Origin of the sequence: Cupriavidus sp. P-10 (assembly GCF_003402535.2) — a bacterium.
Lineage (GTDB): Bacteria > Pseudomonadota > Gammaproteobacteria > Burkholderiales > Burkholderiaceae > Cupriavidus.
Genome location: NZ_AP025173.1, coordinates 257342 through 273404, shown reverse-complemented (window position 1 = coordinate 273404; position 16063 = coordinate 257342). Strand labels below are relative to the sequence as shown.

At 59.7% G+C, this 16063-nt stretch carries 15 protein-coding genes; 12 read left to right on the top strand and 3 right to left on the bottom strand.

The window, feature by feature from the left end:
• The first annotated feature begins 153 nt into the window (after positions 1–153).
• The 5 genes from CTP10_RS38825 (at position 154) to CTP10_RS38805 (ending at position 4792) form a co-directional block, all read left to right on the top strand.
• The gene (locus tag CTP10_RS38825) at positions 154–1035 is read left to right on the top strand and encodes a branched-chain amino acid ABC transporter permease (RefSeq protein WP_058697554.1); all 882 of its coding nucleotides are present in this window, start codon (positions 154–156) and stop codon (positions 1033–1035) included.
• Positions 1036–1097: 62 nt separating this feature from the next.
• Positions 1098–2036 (top strand): branched-chain amino acid ABC transporter permease, encoded by a 939-nt coding sequence (locus CTP10_RS38820; protein WP_241754817.1) that lies wholly within the window; start codon positions 1098–1100, stop codon positions 2034–2036.
• Entirely contained in the window at positions 2026–2778 is a 753-nt protein-coding gene (locus tag CTP10_RS38815; RefSeq protein WP_058697556.1) for an ABC transporter ATP-binding protein, read from the top strand. Before CTP10_RS38820 ends, CTP10_RS38815 begins: the two co-directional genes overlap by 11 nt.
• A 9-nt stretch (positions 2779–2787) precedes the next feature.
• Positions 2788–3492 carry an ABC transporter ATP-binding protein gene (locus tag CTP10_RS38810; RefSeq protein ID WP_058697557.1) on the top strand — a complete coding sequence of 235 codons (705 nt, stop codon included), beginning with the start codon at positions 2788–2790 and terminating at the stop codon, positions 3490–3492.
• 28 nt (positions 3493–3520) lie between these two features.
• Positions 3521–4792 (top strand): NAD(P)/FAD-dependent oxidoreductase, encoded by a 1272-nt coding sequence (locus CTP10_RS38805; protein WP_058697558.1) that lies wholly within the window; start codon positions 3521–3523, stop codon positions 4790–4792.
• A gap of 27 nt (positions 4793–4819) precedes the next feature.
• Here the strand turns inward: CTP10_RS38805 and CTP10_RS38800 are convergent, their stop codons facing one another.
• A complete protein-coding gene (locus CTP10_RS38800; protein ID WP_256333794.1) occupies positions 4820–5116 on the bottom strand; it encodes an AzlD family protein in 297 nt (98 codons plus the stop codon).
• Entirely contained in the window at positions 5113–5880 is a 768-nt protein-coding gene (locus tag CTP10_RS38795) for an AzlC family ABC transporter permease (protein WP_058697559.1), read from the bottom strand. The genes CTP10_RS38800 and CTP10_RS38795 overlap by 4 nt, the downstream gene beginning before the upstream one ends.
• A 445-nt stretch (positions 5881–6325) precedes the next feature.
• On the opposite strand from CTP10_RS38795, the gene CTP10_RS38790 reads away from it, so the two are divergent.
• From CTP10_RS38790 to CTP10_RS38765, 6 genes are all read left to right on the top strand, one after another.
• Complete coding sequence (locus tag CTP10_RS38790) at positions 6326–6907, top strand: TetR/AcrR family transcriptional regulator (RefSeq protein ID WP_058697560.1); 582 nt, start codon at positions 6326–6328, stop codon at positions 6905–6907.
• 27 nt (positions 6908–6934) lie between these two features.
• The gene (locus CTP10_RS38785) at positions 6935–7858 is read left to right on the top strand and encodes a LysR family transcriptional regulator (protein WP_058697561.1); all 924 of its coding nucleotides are present in this window, start codon (positions 6935–6937) and stop codon (positions 7856–7858) included.
• Between the two features lie 411 nt (positions 7859–8269).
• On the top strand, positions 8270–9064 hold the full coding sequence (locus tag CTP10_RS38780; protein ID WP_256333795.1) for a class II aldolase/adducin family protein: 795 nt from the start codon (positions 8270–8272) through the stop codon (positions 9062–9064).
• Positions 9065–9218: 154 nt separating this feature from the next.
• A complete protein-coding gene (locus CTP10_RS38775) occupies positions 9219–10673 on the top strand; it encodes an MFS transporter (RefSeq protein ID WP_070940824.1) in 1455 nt (484 codons plus the stop codon).
• 385 nt (positions 10674–11058) lie between these two features.
• Positions 11059–12186, top strand: coding sequence for an alkene reductase (locus tag CTP10_RS38770; protein ID WP_058697563.1), 1128 nt, complete (start codon positions 11059–11061; stop codon positions 12184–12186).
• A gap of 44 nt (positions 12187–12230) precedes the next feature.
• Positions 12231–12608, top strand: a complete 378-nt coding sequence (locus CTP10_RS38765; RefSeq protein ID WP_058697564.1) for a cupin domain-containing protein — start codon at positions 12231–12233, stop codon at positions 12606–12608.
• A gap of 92 nt (positions 12609–12700) precedes the next feature.
• Here the strand turns inward: CTP10_RS38765 and CTP10_RS38760 are convergent, their stop codons facing one another.
• Positions 12701–13774 (bottom strand): zinc-binding dehydrogenase, encoded by a 1074-nt coding sequence (locus CTP10_RS38760; RefSeq protein WP_058697565.1) that lies wholly within the window; start codon positions 13772–13774, stop codon positions 12701–12703.
• A gap of 799 nt (positions 13775–14573) precedes the next feature.
• Between CTP10_RS38760 and CTP10_RS38755 the strand changes: the two genes are divergently transcribed.
• The gene (locus tag CTP10_RS38755; protein ID WP_058697566.1) at positions 14574–16022 is read left to right on the top strand and encodes a catalase; all 1449 of its coding nucleotides are present in this window, start codon (positions 14574–14576) and stop codon (positions 16020–16022) included.
• Positions 16023–16063: the final 41 nt, after the last annotated feature.

Here is a 16063-nt window from a genome sequence, read left to right as displayed (position 1 = left end):
ATCGGCAGGTCGGTATGGGGCGATCCGTTACAACGCTGGTCGTCCCTACGGAGCATGATGTCACTGATCGTGGCTAGCGCCTTGCACCTGCAGCGTCGCCAGAGGAAGTTTTAGGGCTGTCGTAGCGGGCGCACGGCGAGAGGCGGGAAAGCGATGGAAATCTCATTAGATCTACTGGCACTGCAGCTCTTTACAGGGCTGGCGCTAGGTGCAATTTACGTGCTGCTGGCGGTCGGCCTGTCCCTTATCTTCGGGATGCTGACAGTTGTCAATTTTGCGCACGGCGCCTTCTACATGATAGGCGCCTATGTTGGGCTGCTGGCTGTCGAAAAGACAGGAAGCTTCTGGGCTGCGCTCGTAGTTGCTCCGTTGACCGTTGCGGCCATTGGCATGCTATGCGAGCGATGGCTGATTCGCCCCTTGTATGGTCGCGGTATCGACTACCCGCTTCTGCTCACCTTCGGCTTGTCATACATCATGGTCGAGGCCATACGTATCTGGTTCGGAAAGGCCGGGCTGCCGTTCGACACCCCGGAAGTCCTGCAAGGGGCTACTAATCTTGGCTTTGCCGATTTTCCTACCTACCGATTGTTTGTGATCGGCGTCGTTTCGCTTCTGCTGCTCGCCTTGTGGTTGCTGATCGAGCGGACGCCATTCGGCCTGATTGTCCGGGCAGGAGCCCGTGACCCGGTCATTGTTCGCGTACTTGGCATCGACGTCTCACGTGTCTGGCTGATCGTGTTCGGGATGGGTACTGGCATTGCGGCGCTGGCTGGCGTCCTGTCGGCGCCGTTGCAAGGCGTATCGCCGGAAATGGGGACGTCCGTTCTCACTGTAGCTTTCGTTGTTACCGTTGTGGGCGGGATGGGGTCCTTGATGGGTGCCGTCGTGGCGGGCTTGCTTGTCGGCGTTGTGGAGAGCATGGCCGTACTCTTCTTCCCTGAGGCAGCGAAGGTGTCCATGTTCGTGATCATGGCCGCAGTGCTTCTCATCCGGCCGCAAGGACTCTTCGGCCGAACAGGATTGATGACATGAAGAACTTCCATGTTCATGGCGCCATTCGCCTAAGGAATGAAGCTACCGGACTTGCAAGCCAGATGTGCAGGGTTGTCGCGATGCACCGCGTCCTGGCGACTGTCGTCTTCTTCGCGGCATTTCCATGGCTGGTGCCCTACCACTCATTGGCCATCAACGTTCTGATCTATGGACTGTTTGCAGTCGGCTTCAACCTGCTGTTCGGATACACCGGTCTCCTTTCGTTTGGCCATGCCGCATTCCTCGGGGTCGGTGCATATTCGGCGGGCATTCTTATCGCACAGTACCAATTGGCATGGTGGGCGGCGATTCCCGCGGCCATGGTCGCTGGCTGCATGGTAGCCCTCGTGATGGGACTCCTGGCCATTCGGACCAGGGGCATCTACTTTGCGATGGTGACGCTGGCGCTGTCCCAATGTGTTTACTTCCTGGTTTATCAGATGCCAAGCTCCGGGGGGGAGAACGGATTGCGAGGCGTGAACATTGCCGAGCTGGATCTCTTTGGATTCCGTCTGGACCTGCTCGATCCGTTGCAGAAGTACTACTTCATCTTCGCGCTCGTCTCGGTCTCTCTTTGGGTGCTCTCTCGCATCCTCGCATCTCCTCTGGGTGGCGTTATCGAAGCCGTCCGCGAGAACGAAGCTCGCGCCCGTGCCTGTGGTTTCGATATTGAACGCACGAAGCTGTTGGCATTCGTCCTTTCCGCCGCCTTCTGCGCCCTTGCCGGAGCGCTCAACGCTATCCATCTCGGAAGTGTTCCCATTGAAACACTCCATTACTCGACGTCCGGGATGGTTGTAATGTTGTGCCTGCTCGGAGGCATGGGCACTTATTTCGGTCCGTTCGTCGGCGCGGCGCTGTTCCTGCTTATTCAGGATTTTGCTTCAGGCTGGACTGAGCACTGGCAGCTGATTGTCGGGGCGGTCTTCGTGGTCTTCGTGCTCTTCTTCCCAAAGGGCGTCTGGGGCACGTTTCTGGAGAAGGTGCACCATGAGCGCTGACGCCATTATTGAAACCAGAGGGGTCAGCAAGCGCTTCGGTGACTTCAAGGCGCTCACTGATGTGAGCGTGAGCATTCGCCCCGGAATGCTGACGTCTATCATCGGCCCTAACGGCGCTGGAAAGAGTACCTACTTCAACCTGCTGTCCGGTGCGTTCGCGCCTAGTGAAGGTCGGATTCTGTTCATGGGCAGGGATATCACCGGCATGCGGCAACACGAGTTCGCGCATATCGGGATCGCCAAGTCGTTTCAGATCACCAGCCTTTTTCCGAACTTCACCGTGCTCGAAAACGTACGGATTGCTTTGCAAGCGCACGTTTCGCGCTACGGTATGTGGCGCCGACGCTCAGCCTTGTCGGGGCTGACGGAGCAAGCCAGCGTCCTGCTGGAGACAGTGGGACTTTCTGGCCGCGCAAAGAGCTTCGCCAGGGAACTCGCGCATGGGCAGCAACGGTGCCTCGAGATCGCCGTCGCTCTTGCTGCTCAACCGAAGTTGCTACTGATGGATGAGCCGACCGCGGGAATGAGCCCGGAGGAAACAAAGGTGATGATGGGACTTATCCGCCGACTCGTGGAACAGCGGACGGTCGTGCTTGTCGAGCACAAGATGAAGCTTGTCATGGGGATCAGCGAGCGTGTCGTAGTCCTGCATCACGGTGAACTGATCGCGGAAGGTACGCCGGATGATATCCGGGCCAATGATTTGGTGAAGCGCGTGTACCTTGGACAAGGCAACCATTGAGGGCACATCATGCTGGAAGTTGCGAATCTCAACGCCTGGTACGGGTCGAGTCACGTATTGCAAGGTGTCGACCTCAAGGTTGGTGAGGGCGAGCTGGTCTGTCTTATCGGCCGCAATGGGGCAGGTAAGACCACTACCGTGAAGTCCATCGCTGGTCTCATGTCCAAGGTCACCGGGTCGGTAAAGTTTGAAGGCGTTGAACTCCTGGGGCAGCCTGCGCATAAGAGATACTTGCGGCAACTCGCCTACGTCCCGGAGGAGCGTCGCATCGTACCTGGTCTCACTGTTCGGGAAAACATTCGACTCGGACTGCTCGCGTCGCCGCACCGTACACGAGAGTCGGATGTCATTGATGAAATTGCCGAGACTTTTCCTCGACTGAAGGAGCGGCTCGACCAGCAGGCAGTGACAATGTCTGGCGGTGAGCAGCAAATGCTTGCCATTGCGCGGGCAGTGGCATCGAAGCCGAAGATGGTGCTGCTCGACGAGCCGTCCGAAGGGATCATGCCAGTTCTCGTGGATGAAATGTTCGAGTATTTCGCGGCATTGAAGCGCGCCGGAGTCACGATTCTCCTCATCGAACAGAACGTGGGCCTGGCCTTGAGAATTGCCGACCGCGCCTATATTCTGGATCAGGGCGAGGTAGTCTACAGCGGTACGGCGCAAGCAATGCTGGGCGACGAGGAAATCCAGGAGCGGTATTGCTCGGTCTGATCAGACGAGTGACGGAGGGCCAGAAGCCATGAAGACTGATGACACCGAACGGCGTGCGAGAGTTGTCCTTACCGGCGCGACGGACAGCAAGAAGGCCTTCGAGTTGAGGGACTTCCTGAACCGTAGTGTTGTCGCGTTCGACTGGAGGCCTTTGCAGTCGGATGAGGACGCCAGGACGATACCCGGCATCCGTGGATTGGACGATACACGTTTGCCCGTTTGTGAGTTTCCGGACGGAACGCGCTTGTTTGATCCGAGCGTCAAGGAGGTCGCCGCGCGACTGGGATGGGTGCAGGTACCGCGGCTGCGAGAATACGACGTTTCCATCTACGGTGCGGGCCCAGCCGGATTGAGTGCGGCCGTTTACGCTGCAAGCGAGGGGCTCAAGACCGTTCTTATCGAACGTCACGCGGTAGGTGGACAGGCGGGCTGCTCATCGCTGATCGAGAACTACATGGGTTTTCCGCAAGGCATCAGTGGTGCCGAGCTGGCGGAACGCGCCCGCCAGCAAGCCGTTCGATTTGGTGCCGAGATTCTCCAGATGCGCGAGGGTGTCAATGCTACGTTCGAGAATGGTCAAATCATCGTCGACATGGCCGATGGCTCGAAGCTCAGGGCAAAGACCAACATCTGCGCGACGGGCATCGAATGGCGAAGGTTGAACCTGCCGAACGAGAGCCGCTTTTTGCACGCGGGGTTGTTCTACGGGGCGGGCGCAAGCGAAGCACCCATATGCAAAGGTGAAACGGTTTATGTGGTAGGCGGAGGTAACTCCGCCGGTCAGGCGGCCATGCACCTGTCCGAGTACGCCGACGAGGTTGTGATGCTTGTGCGAGGCCCGTCGCTGGCCGCAACGCTCTCGGACTATCTCGTGAAGAAGATCGAGCGATCGAGTGTCGTGCGTGTCGTCAGCAACTGCGAAGTGGTTGCTGTCGACGGGGACCATCGCTTGCGAGAGGTAACGGTTCGCGATCGCGTGAACGGCGGGACGGAAACACTTGCCGCCACGCGCATCTTCGTGTGTATCGGCGGGGCACCACATACCGAATGGGCTCGCAATACCGACATCGTGCGGGACGCCGCCGGGTATCTGGTCACGGGGCCTGATTTGTTGCGGGATGGACGTGCCCCCGAGTCGTGGCCGCTGCAAAGAGCGCCGTTTTATCTCGAGACGAGCGTGCCAGGCTCGTTTGCAGCAGGCGACGTTCGGCACAACTCGATCAAGCGGGTTGCGTCGGCTGTGGGCGAGGGCGCCATGGCGGTGTCGTTCGTTCATCAGCACCTGGCCCATCAGGGGTGAGGCGCCGTTACTTGCGTCGTGCGTCAATTAGCCGAGCAAATATCGCAGTGTCCCCGCAGAAGCGATGCCGATCACGACGGTAGGAAGGATCGAGAGCCGCGTGGCGGCCGCTAAAGTCAGTGCGAGGGCTGCGAGGTCGGCGGGGCGATCCGATACAAAATATGGCGCAATGACTGAAATCAGTACGCATCCCGGTGCGACTTCCAGCGTGGCGGCAGCGCGCGGACTCAGTTTCCTGTTGTGCAGCAGGAGGTACCCTCCGATACGCGTCAGATAAGTGACCGAGGCCATAGCGAAGATCGTGGCAAGTGTAAGGAATGTCACTGCTTCGCCTCCTTGCGATCAGCCATCCAGTATGCGGCGGTGACGCCGGACAAGGCACCGGCCAACACATACCAGGCGCCAGGCACCAGAAGATGTGTAATCGCCGCGACGGCCAGGCTGACAAGCCATGGCCTGGCTGTGCGAAGGTCTTTCCACATGCCACGCATCAGCACCAGAAACACGGCAGGGAAAGCCATGTGGAAGCCGTAGGCCTCAACATCACCAAGTATCGGTCCAACTGCCGCGCCGATGGCAGTGCACCCGACCCATGTCAGATAGAACGGGGCTGCGACGCCCCAGTAATACGGCAGGCTCAACACGGGCAACACGGGCGTTCGCTGGCGTTGGGCGCGTTGTTTTGCATCTGCCAGCCCGAACGCCCAGCTTTCGTCGCACATCACGAACAGCGCAGCTAGTGCCTTGCGCCGAGGCAGGTGGTGAAGCAATGGTGCGAGCACTGCGCCCATCAGGAGATGGCGGCTATTGACCAGCAAGGTGATCGCAACAATCAGAAGAACGCTGGGCGGGGACGCCCACAAGGCGATTGCGGCAAATTCCGAGCCGCCGGCAAAGTTCAGGCCGGTCATCAGGGAGACTTCCGCAGGGTTCAGGCCGTGGCGAGCCGCCTGTGCGCCGAGTACGAGGCCAAAGGGAACAAAGCCAACCAGCATGGGCACGCTGTCCCTAGCTCCCCGCTTCAACTCCGCAAGTTGCTGAACCTGTGCCGGGCGTCTTCCAACGTTCTGGCCCTCTACTGCTTCCATCTCACTACAGTCCTTCGTTGGCCGGATTTGTCAGGCCACAATTCAAAGAAAGCATTGTATGCGCTTTTGGTAGCAATTTGCTTGTTTTGTTGTGGTAAATTGATTGGTTGCTTGGTGTCTGATGCCAGAAATGTCAGAAACGTTGGCAGTCAATGCCAGGTAGGTTTCTTGGTGCCGCGTGATACATTCGCCGGGGACTTGATAGGTTTCGCGGGGCCTCGTCAGAAGTGGAACGTGAGATCTTCTTCGCAATCGGAGGGCCAATGGTTCGCCCCTGCCTTTGCCTTACAATTTATCGCCTGATTGGTAGAATGGAGGCGTAACACGCCATTGTCTGGTGCCAGGGGGATGCATGGAGCGAGGGGAAACAGGGGCGAGGGGGGAAGCGCCCGAGAAGACCGGTAGACGGCTTCCACCAGAGGAGCGGGAAGAGCAGATTGTCCGCATGGCCATCGAGCACTTCACGCGCAATGGCTTCTCCGGCAGCACGCGTGAACTGGCCAAGCAGATCGGTGTGACCCAGCCGCTGCTGTACCGCTACTTCGAAAACAAGGAAGCGCTGATCGACCGCGTCTACAACGAGGTATTCCAGTGGCGCCGGGAGTGGGAGCGGCAGATTGCCGATCGGTCCGTGCCGCTCGTCGAGCGCCTGCCTGCCTTTTATGTCGACTACGCGTCGGTGATCTTGCGCGAGGAGTGGATCCGGATCTTTATTTTCGCCGGCCTGACGCGGGAAGGGATCAACAACAAGTATCTCAGCAAATTGCGCAACCGAGTCTTCCTCCCGGTGCTGGCCGAGGTGCGGGCCGAGTTCGGCATCGGCGAGCCGCGCAATGCGGCGGAGCTGGAGGCGGAAATCGAGATGATCTGGAGTCTGCATGCGTCGATCTTCTATCTCGGGTTGCGCAGGTGGGTGTATGGTCTGAAGGTACCGGTGGATATTGATGCGGCCGTGCGGCAGCAGGTTGATATGTTCCTTAACGGCGCGCCGGCAGCCATGCGCAAGCTGCGGCAGGCGCGCACCTGAGCAGGCGCAAGCTCGGAGACGCATGGCATGGATAAGCTGCTGGCACTGAAGATGTTTGTCGAGGCCGTGGATGCCAAGGGATTTTCGGCAGCGGCCAGGCGGCTGAACCTGGCCACCTCGTCGGTCACGCGCACCATCGATGGACTTGAGGAGGAGCTCGGCGCCGTGCTCCTGAACCGTTCGACGCGGCAGGTAACAGTCTCCGAAGCCGGTGCAGCCTACTACCAGCGGGCGCGCAAGATCCTTGAAGCCGTGGCTGAGGCGGATTCACTGATTGCTGACCGGGGCGATACGCCGGTCGGTCAGTTGCGCGTATCTTTGCCCGTCGCATTTGGACGTCGCTGCATTGCCCCGTTCCTCGGCGGCCTGATGGCCAAGTATCCCCAGCTGGAACTTGAGGTGACAATGACCGACGAGATCGTCGATCTGATCGGCGAGCGCATCGACGTGTCGATCCGGCTCGGCAGCGCGGCATCGTACGACGATGTCGTGGCGCGCCAGGTTGGCGTATTCCGGCGAAGGGTCGTTGCCAGCCCGGCATACCTGCTTGAGCGTGAAATCCCGGCATCGCCGATCGAACTGGCAAACCATTCGTGTCTGCGCTTCAACTACGGGGCCCATCCTCAAGTCTGGACATTCCATCGCGAGGGCGAGGAGGTTCAGGTGCCTGTCTCAGGGCGATTCCGCAGCAACAATGCCGAGGTGCTGCGCGAGCTGGCGCTCGCCGACGGCGGCGTCGGCCTTTTGCCGGATTGGATGGTCGATGAGGACGTGCAGGCTGGCAAGCTGACGTCATTGTTCGATGACTGGACGGTCAATCCCAATCGTGCCAGCTCGGCAATTACAGCGCTGTATCTGCCTAACCAGCGCGGCTCCCGCCGTATTGCGGCCTTCCTCGACTTTCTGGGCGAGATACCTGGCCCGACTCACAGGGACAGGGCCGCGGCTTAATTGCCCGTTGTGTACCTCGCATTGCGGGTTACATTCAAGCTGATTCTCCAGGCTTGCGATCCTGATGCCTCCTCCTCCAGGAGGATGTCCCCCAGAGGCGTGGCCAAGTCCGCGCTGTGCTTTACGACAACATTCCTGCAACTCGAGATTTCCTACACGGCGTATCCGATTCGCTTCTGATAAGTGAATGAGGCCGAGGGTGCTGCGGGCGTATGCCGTGTCGTCGCGACGAACATGTCGAAGACAAAGTGTCTCTCGCGCGGGCATTTCGCTGCGCGCTGCCAACGGCTGTTCCAGTTGGTCTTATGCAAACGCTTAATTGCGCCGTGGCATCGGGGTCCGTTGTTCTGCTGCTGGCATAGGCCTTGCTGATTGGCTCGGGCCCGATAGGCCAACAACAACAGACAGGAGATACCCATGCGTTCGAACTACAGCGATGCCGAGTGGAAGACGCGCTGCGAACTCGCAGCGCTCTATCGAATCCTAGCCCATCACAGAATGACGGATCACATCTATACGCACATCAGCGCGCGGGTGCCCGGCACGGATGAACATCATTTCCTGATCAATCCGTATGGCCTGATGTTCCATGAAATCACGGCTTCCAGTCTGGTCAAGATCGATATGCATGGCCGGATCCTGGAGAGCGGAAGCAAGGGACCGCAGCGGGTGAATACCGCGGGCTTCATGATTCATTCCGCAGTCCACATGGCCCGCCATGATATTTCCTGTGTCGTGCATACCCATACCGCCGCAGGTATCGCAGTATCCGCACAGGAACAGGGGTTGTTGCCCATTAGTCAGCACGCGCTCAAGTTCTACGAGCGAATCTCTTACCATGAGTATGAAGGAATCGCGTCAGACGAAGCGGAGCGGGCCAGGCTGGTAGCTGACCTTGGAAACAACAAGGCAATGGTCCTGCGCAACCATGGACTGCTGGCGGCGGGAACCACGGTCGCGGAGGCGTTTATTGTCATCTACTATCTGGAGCGTGCATGTCAGGCGCAAGTGGCGGCACTTGCCGGCGGCTCCAGGCTGACATATCCGCCTGTCGCGGTGAGGCAGCACACCGCGCAGCAGTTTGCAGAACTCGATATTGCCGACAACCTCGCCATCGATACCGGTGGCCTGCAAAGCTACCATCAGGTCGGCTTTGACGCAGCGATCAGATTGATCAAGGACGACGCTCCGAGATACGACAGCTGACGCCTGGCGTCGCGCAGCGCCGGGCCTCTCCGGCTTCCGAAAGTCTGTACGAAAGGTGTATCGCCCCGAATTGCGAAAGCGAGCAAGGCAGGCGGTCAACCGCGCACGCCTGCTCGCCTGGTACAACGCATAACTATATAAGGATGGAAGAGACATGACCCCAGTCGATCAGCGCTGTATGCGCAAGATCCTCATCCGGTTCCTCCCCTTGTTGCTGATCTGCTATGTGGTTGCGCACCTGGATCGCGTCAATGTCGGCTACGCGGCATTGACGATGAACCACGATATCGGCTTGACGACGGCGGCCTTCGGGCTGGGTGCGGGCCTGTTCTTCATTACGTACTTTGCTTTCGAGATTCCGTCCAACCTGGCCCTGGAGCGGTTCGGCGCGAGACGCTGGATTGCCCGCATCATGCTCACCTGGGGACTGCTGTCCGGTGCCACGGCATTCGTGCAGGGCGAGACGGGCTTCTACGTGGTCCGCCTGCTGCTTGGTGCGGCGGAAGCCGGGTTTTTCCCAGGCATCCTCATTTTTCTGACGCTATGGGTGCCGGGCAAATGGCGGGCAACCTTCGTCGGCAGCTTTATGGTGGCGATTCCGCTGGCAAGCGTGGTCGGTGCGCCGGTCTCCGCCTTTCTGATCAACAGCCCTGGACTCTGGGGGCTGAAAAGCTGGCAGACGATGTTCCTGATCGAAGCCGTGCCCGCGATCTTCCTCGCCTTCGTTGTGCTAAGGGTGTTGCGTGACACGCCGGACCAAGCTGAATGGCTGGATCCCGAAGAGAAGCGGTGGTTGCAGCAGGCACTGGCCGCAGAACGGCAGCAGGCGAGTGGAGGGCAGAAGGAGACGCTGGTCGATATCCTGAAGAATCCACGGGTCTGGTTGCTCGCCTTTGTCTACTTCGGCATCACGGGATTTTCTTATGGCATGGCCTTCTTCCTGCCCCTGATCTTGAAAGATGCAAATCTGTCCGTGATGCAGACCGGCGTGGCTACGGCGTTGCCGTTTGCCGTCGGAGCCATTGGCATGGTGGTCTGGGGCAGGCGCTCCGATCGGTTGGGGGAACGCCGGCAGCATGTCCTCATCCCGTTGATGATTGCCGTGGTGGGTCTTGCTGCGTCCACGATGGCGCCGTCTCCCTGGCTCAAGATCGTCCTCATCAGCGTTTCGGCCTTCGGGGTCATGGCGGCACTGCCGGTGTTCTGGACGTTGCCGCCACTGCTGTTCGGCGCCTCGATCGGGGCGGGAGGCATTGCGATGATCAATTCGCTTGGCAACATCTCCGGCTTCGCGCACTCGCTGCTTATGGGAGTCATCAGGGATAAGACGGGAAGCTACACATATGGCCTGATTCTCATCTCGGTGGTCGGTGCCTGTGGCTTCATCGTGTTGATGGTATTGACCCGGAAGCTGTCTGGCCGACCGGGGAACAGTCTCTCCCTGACACCACAGCGACAACCGACAGGTTGCGGGAGTCATACGGACTTCGTAACCACAGGAAGCCGCGCTAGCGCAGCCTATGGCGGGCCCGCCTCCTCCTTCGGCAGGGGCCGTTCGTCGACGCATGTAAAGGAAAGAGGGGAAGCGGATTCACATGCTGCTTCATGATCCATCGGGGCGCGCTCCGCGGCGCTACGCGTAAGGAAGCAGCGGCCACCAGCCCATCTTGCGCGCGCTGCCCATTCTCCAGGCGTGCCGCGGACAGGGTTTTCTGAGCCTGGCGGCACGTCTTTGCGGGAGAACAGGGTGGGGCATGTGTGCCGCCCGGGCTGACTTGAGCCAGACGTTGCGCCGCGCGCAACGCAGACTTGCGCTACGAACCCATTCTCAGCGAAGGGCGGCTTGCCTACGCTTCAAGGCACCGGAGCCCTGTCGGGCCAATTGCTCGCAGGACATCGAAGCTCCGCGCGTATCGTTCGCCGCCTCACCATCACCGGGAGCTCGCGGCGCAACAGGATCGAAAGCACTTCTCCACGCATCAGGAAGTCCATCCATGACTACTCATCTCTTCCGTCCGATCTCGGTCGGTCCGCTGTCCCTGCCGCATCGCGTGGCGATGGCGCCACTTACCCGTTCGCGTGCGGGCCAGCCCGGCAACATACCGACCGACATGAACACGACGTACTACCGGCAGCGTGCATCGGCGGCGTTGATCATCTCGGAAGCGACCCAGATTTCGCCGCAAGGTCAGGGCTACGCCTGGACACCCGGTATCCATACCGAGGCGCAGATCGATGGCTGGCGGGCCGTGGCCGATGCCGTTCACGCTGAAGGGGGCAGGATGTTCCTGCAGCTGTGGCACGTGGGCCGGGTTTCGCACCCCATGTTCCAGCCCGGCAACGCGTTGCCGGTCGCCCCCAGCGCCTTGCCTGTTCCTGGCAAGACCTTCGTAACCGATGCGGACGGCAATGGCATCTGGGCCGAAATACCGGTGCCGCAAGCCCTGACGGCGGCGGGGATTGCAGACATCGTGGCGGACTACCGCCAGGCTGCACGCAATGCCATATCTGCGGGGATGGACGGCGTGGAAATCCATGCAGGCAACGGCTACTTGCTCGACCAGTTCATCAATTCCGCCAGTAACCATCGGCAGGACAACTATGGCGGCAGCATCGAGAACCGCGCGCGCTTCCTGCTCGAGGTGGTTGACGCGGTCAGTGCGGAGATTGGTGCCGAGCGCGTGGCCGTACGCCTGACGCCAATGGGTCGCTTCATGGGCATGGGCGATGCGACGCCGGAGGACACCTTCGGCTACATCGTCGGGCGCCTCAACGACTGGCCGCTCGCCTACCTGCACCTCGTGGAGCCCGCCATCGTCGGCACTGTGCGGGATGAGCAGGTTGATCCTCGCTGGGACGCCATCATCCGACAGTTGCGCAAGACCTATCAGGGGGTGTTGATGCTGGCGGGCGGCTATGACGGTGAGAGCGCCGAACGAGCCGTCGCGGATGGCCGTGCCGACATCATTGCGTTCGGTCGTCCGTTCATCGGCAACCCCGACCTGCCTGAACGGCTGCGTGGCGACCATCCGCTGAATACGCCCGACCCTGCCGCTTTCTTCGGTGGCGGCGCGGAGGGCTACGTGGATTATCCCGAACTGGACCAAAGTCAGGCGGCGTGAATACCCCTGCCTTTCCGGTACACGACCCAATAAATAGCTGACATATGAACATGCCAATCAAATCAGTGGACACCAACAGAGTGCCCTGGGAGTTCCTTGAAATTCCTGAGTTAGGCGCAAAGCTGCCGGTCAAGACCTGCCATGTCGACGATGAAACCGGCGTCTCCATTTCCAAGATCTGCTACAAGGCAGGCTTCATTAATCGGTCTCACTGGCACAATTGCTCTCATGGTATCTACGTTCTGGACGGGATCCTGAAGACGCATGCCGGAGAGTTCGGCCCGGGGAGCTTTGTGTGGTTCCAGGAGGGCACCACCATGTTCCATGGAGCGACCGAGGACAATGACGTGACGTTCCTGTTCATTACCAACAAGGCTTTCGATATCCACTACGAACATATCGAAGGCGCCAGAGCCGGGTAGTTCAGCATAGTAGTGCTTCTCGCCAATGAGAAACCCGCCAGCCGGCGGGTTTCTCATTCTTGCGTGGCACTTGCTGGAAGGGGCCTTGCCCGTCAGGGCTTCAGTGCTAGTTTCACGACTCCATCGCGCTGATGACCGAATAGTTCGTATGCCGCAACGACGTCATCGAGCGAGTAGGTGTGCGTGACGAGATGATCGAGCTTGATACGCTGACTCGATACCACATTCAGCAGCCGCCGCATGCGTTCCTTGCCGCCTGGGCAGGTGGAAGTCACAATGCGTTTGTTCGCAAGGCCGGCCCCGAACCCGTCGAGCGGGATGGGGATGCTCTTGGAATAGATGCCGACGCTTGAGATCGTTCCGCCCGGGCGTGTCACGTTGACGCAGGTAGCGATCGTCTCATCCCTGCCCAGGCATTCGAGCGCGACATCCGCGCCCACGCCTTGCGTAAGCTTCATCACTTCCTCGACGACATCGCACTTCGTTGGATTGAGCAGGACATCTGCACCCATTGTCTTGGCCTTCTGCAGGCGGTCCTCGACCGGATCGACTGCGATGATCAGGCCGGCGCCCATCAGCCGCGCACCGCTTGTCGCGCACAGTCCGATAGGCCCTTGCGCCACCACGACCACAACGTCGCCGATCTTGACACCGGCAGATTCGGCAGCGGAAAAGCCGGTACTGACGATATCCGGCACCAGTAGCACGTCCTCGTCGGTGAGGTTGTCGGGGATCACGGTCAGGTTGGCTTGCGCGTCCGGTACAACAAAGTATTCCGCCTGGCAGCCATCGAGGTAGTTGCCGATCTTCCAGCCCCCCGCGACTTTCCAGCCGCTGGCGGAATTGCTGCCGCACTGGGAATGGAACCCCATCAGGCATGACGAGCACTGGCCACACGGGGTGACCGCCGCGCACAGCACGCGCTGGCCCTCATGATAGCCCTTCACTTGCGAGCCGAGTTTCTCGATGATTCCGATCGGCTCGTGCCCCAGCGTCAGGCCCTTCTCGACGGGATACTCGCCTTTCAGGATATGGATGTCGGTACCACAAATGGTTGTAGTGGTAATGCGGATCAGCGCATCGGTCGGACCGACGTCGGGAATGGGTTTGTCCTCCAGTGCGATACGGCCAGGCTCTACGAACACAGTTGCTTTCATGGTTGCCATGCGGGTCTCCTGTTGGCGGGGCATTCTGATCGCACTACGGGCCAGGGCAGCCCGTCGTACGATCGGCGTCTCCAGCGGCAATCAGCATGCCTCTGAGTCAATGACGCTTGATAGTTATCGATCGACCACTTATCGAGCGAGCGCCAACCATCCTGGTTCCTGGTTCGTTCTTGCCAGCAATGGTTTCAGGTGGGGAATGATCATGGTGCTGTCCGGGCAGGTCCCGTTCAGCGGCTCTCGCCAATGCAAGATGGTGATCGATGGATAAATTGTAGAATGCGCTTTCGAGGCAGGGTAGCTCTGTGGGCTAGTGGTTTACCCCTTTGGGTCGGCGTAATCATGGCGTTGGTACCTACAGTACTTCGACGATCTTAGGGGGCTGCACCGTGCCACCGATCATGCGGATGCACTCCAGGATTGAAAACTGGAGCCGTGCAATACATGTCGTCGGCTACTACAGTTTGTCCACAACGAATACACCGAGATCGTGACAACACGGAGAGCTCAAAAGCTATGCGCGGACGCTCCTCGTCCGTATCGCATCTTTTATCTCGTGCCATCAACATTGATACCGCGCTCGATGGAGTTGGACTATTCTAGTCACGGCCGCTCATACATTGCTATCAGCGCTTCGGGCGGTATCACTGTACCGTTAGCGTCTAACGTACTGATTTTCAGGCGGAGGAGTTCTTGTGGCTGCGGTTCGACTAAATAGGGAGCACTCTGCCCGCATTCAGCACGCCCACAAACATCCGGCGCGAGCCAATGAGGTCGCGCCATGCACCAAAGGAACCCCAACATGAAGAAGCTCACGACCGCATTTGGCGCTCCTGTCGCCGACAATCAAAATATCCAGACTGCCGGTGCGCGCGGACCTGCACTGCTACAGGATGTCTGGCTCTTGGAGAAACTGGCGCACTTCGACCGCGAGGTCATCCCCGAGCGCCGCATGCACGCAAAAGGCTCCGGCGCCTACGGCACATTCACGGTTACGAAAGACATCGCCAAGTACACGCGTGCCGACCTGTTCTCGGAAATCGGCAAGAAGACGGAAGTGTTTGTGCGCTTCTCGTCAGTGGCCGGCGAGCGTGGTGCGGCCGATGCCGAGCGGGACATCCGCGGCTTTGCGATCAAGTTCTACACGGAAGAAGGCAACTGGGACCTGGTGGGCAACAACACGCCAGTGTTCTTCCTCCGCGATCCGCTCAAGTTCCCCGATCTGAACCACGCCGTGAAGCGCGACCCGCGTACCGGCTTGCGAAGCGCCGAGAACAACTGGGACTTCTGGACCAGCCTGCCCGAAGCGCTGCACCAGATCACCATTGTCATGAGCGACCGCGGCATCCCGCGCAGTTGGCGTCATATGCACGTCTTCGGCAGCCACACGTACAGCTTCATTAGTCAGGACATGCAGCGCTACTGGGTAAAGTTTCACTTCGTGACCCAGCAGGGCATCCAGAACCTGACCGACGCCGAGGCTGCCGAAGTCACGGGGCAGGATCGCGAGTATCACCAGCGTGACCTGTACGAAGCCATCGACCGTGGCGATTTCCCGCGCTGGAAGCTCTGCGTGCAGATCATGCCCGAGGCCGATGCCAGCAAGGTGCCGTACAACCCATTCGACTTGACCAAGATCTGGCCGAAGAAGGACTATCCGCTGATCGAAGTTGGCATGCTGGAGCTCAATCGCAATCCGGACAACCACTTCGCCGAAGTCGAGCAAGCATCGTTTGCACCGTCGACAATTGTTCCTGGCATCGGCTTCTCTCCGGACAAGATGCTGCAGGGCCGTCTGTTCTCGTATGGCGACGCCGCGCGCTATCGTCTGGGTGTCAACCACCATCTGATCCCGGTGAATTCGCCGAAGGCCGCGAAGTATGTCAACAGCTATCACCGGGATGGCCGGATGCGCACGGACAACAACCAGGGTGGCACCATCGCGTATGAGCCAAATACGAAGGGCGAGTGGGCTGACCAGCCCGACTTCCTCGAGCCGCCGCTGACGCTGGAAGGCGCGGCCGACCACTGGAACCATCGCGCGGACGACGACTACTTCTCTCAGCCGGGGGCGCTGTTCCGCCTGATGTCGCCAGCGCAGCAGCAGTCACTGTTCGACAACACGTCTCGTTCGATCAAGGGTGTATCGAAGCACATTCAGCAACGCCACATCGACCACTGCACGGCCGCCGACCCGGCCTACGGTGCCGGCGTAGCTGCGGCGATTGAACGTATCGAAAGCCAAAGGTAAGAACGGCCCTGCGTCTGACCTGTACAGCTCTCTCCCGCCTT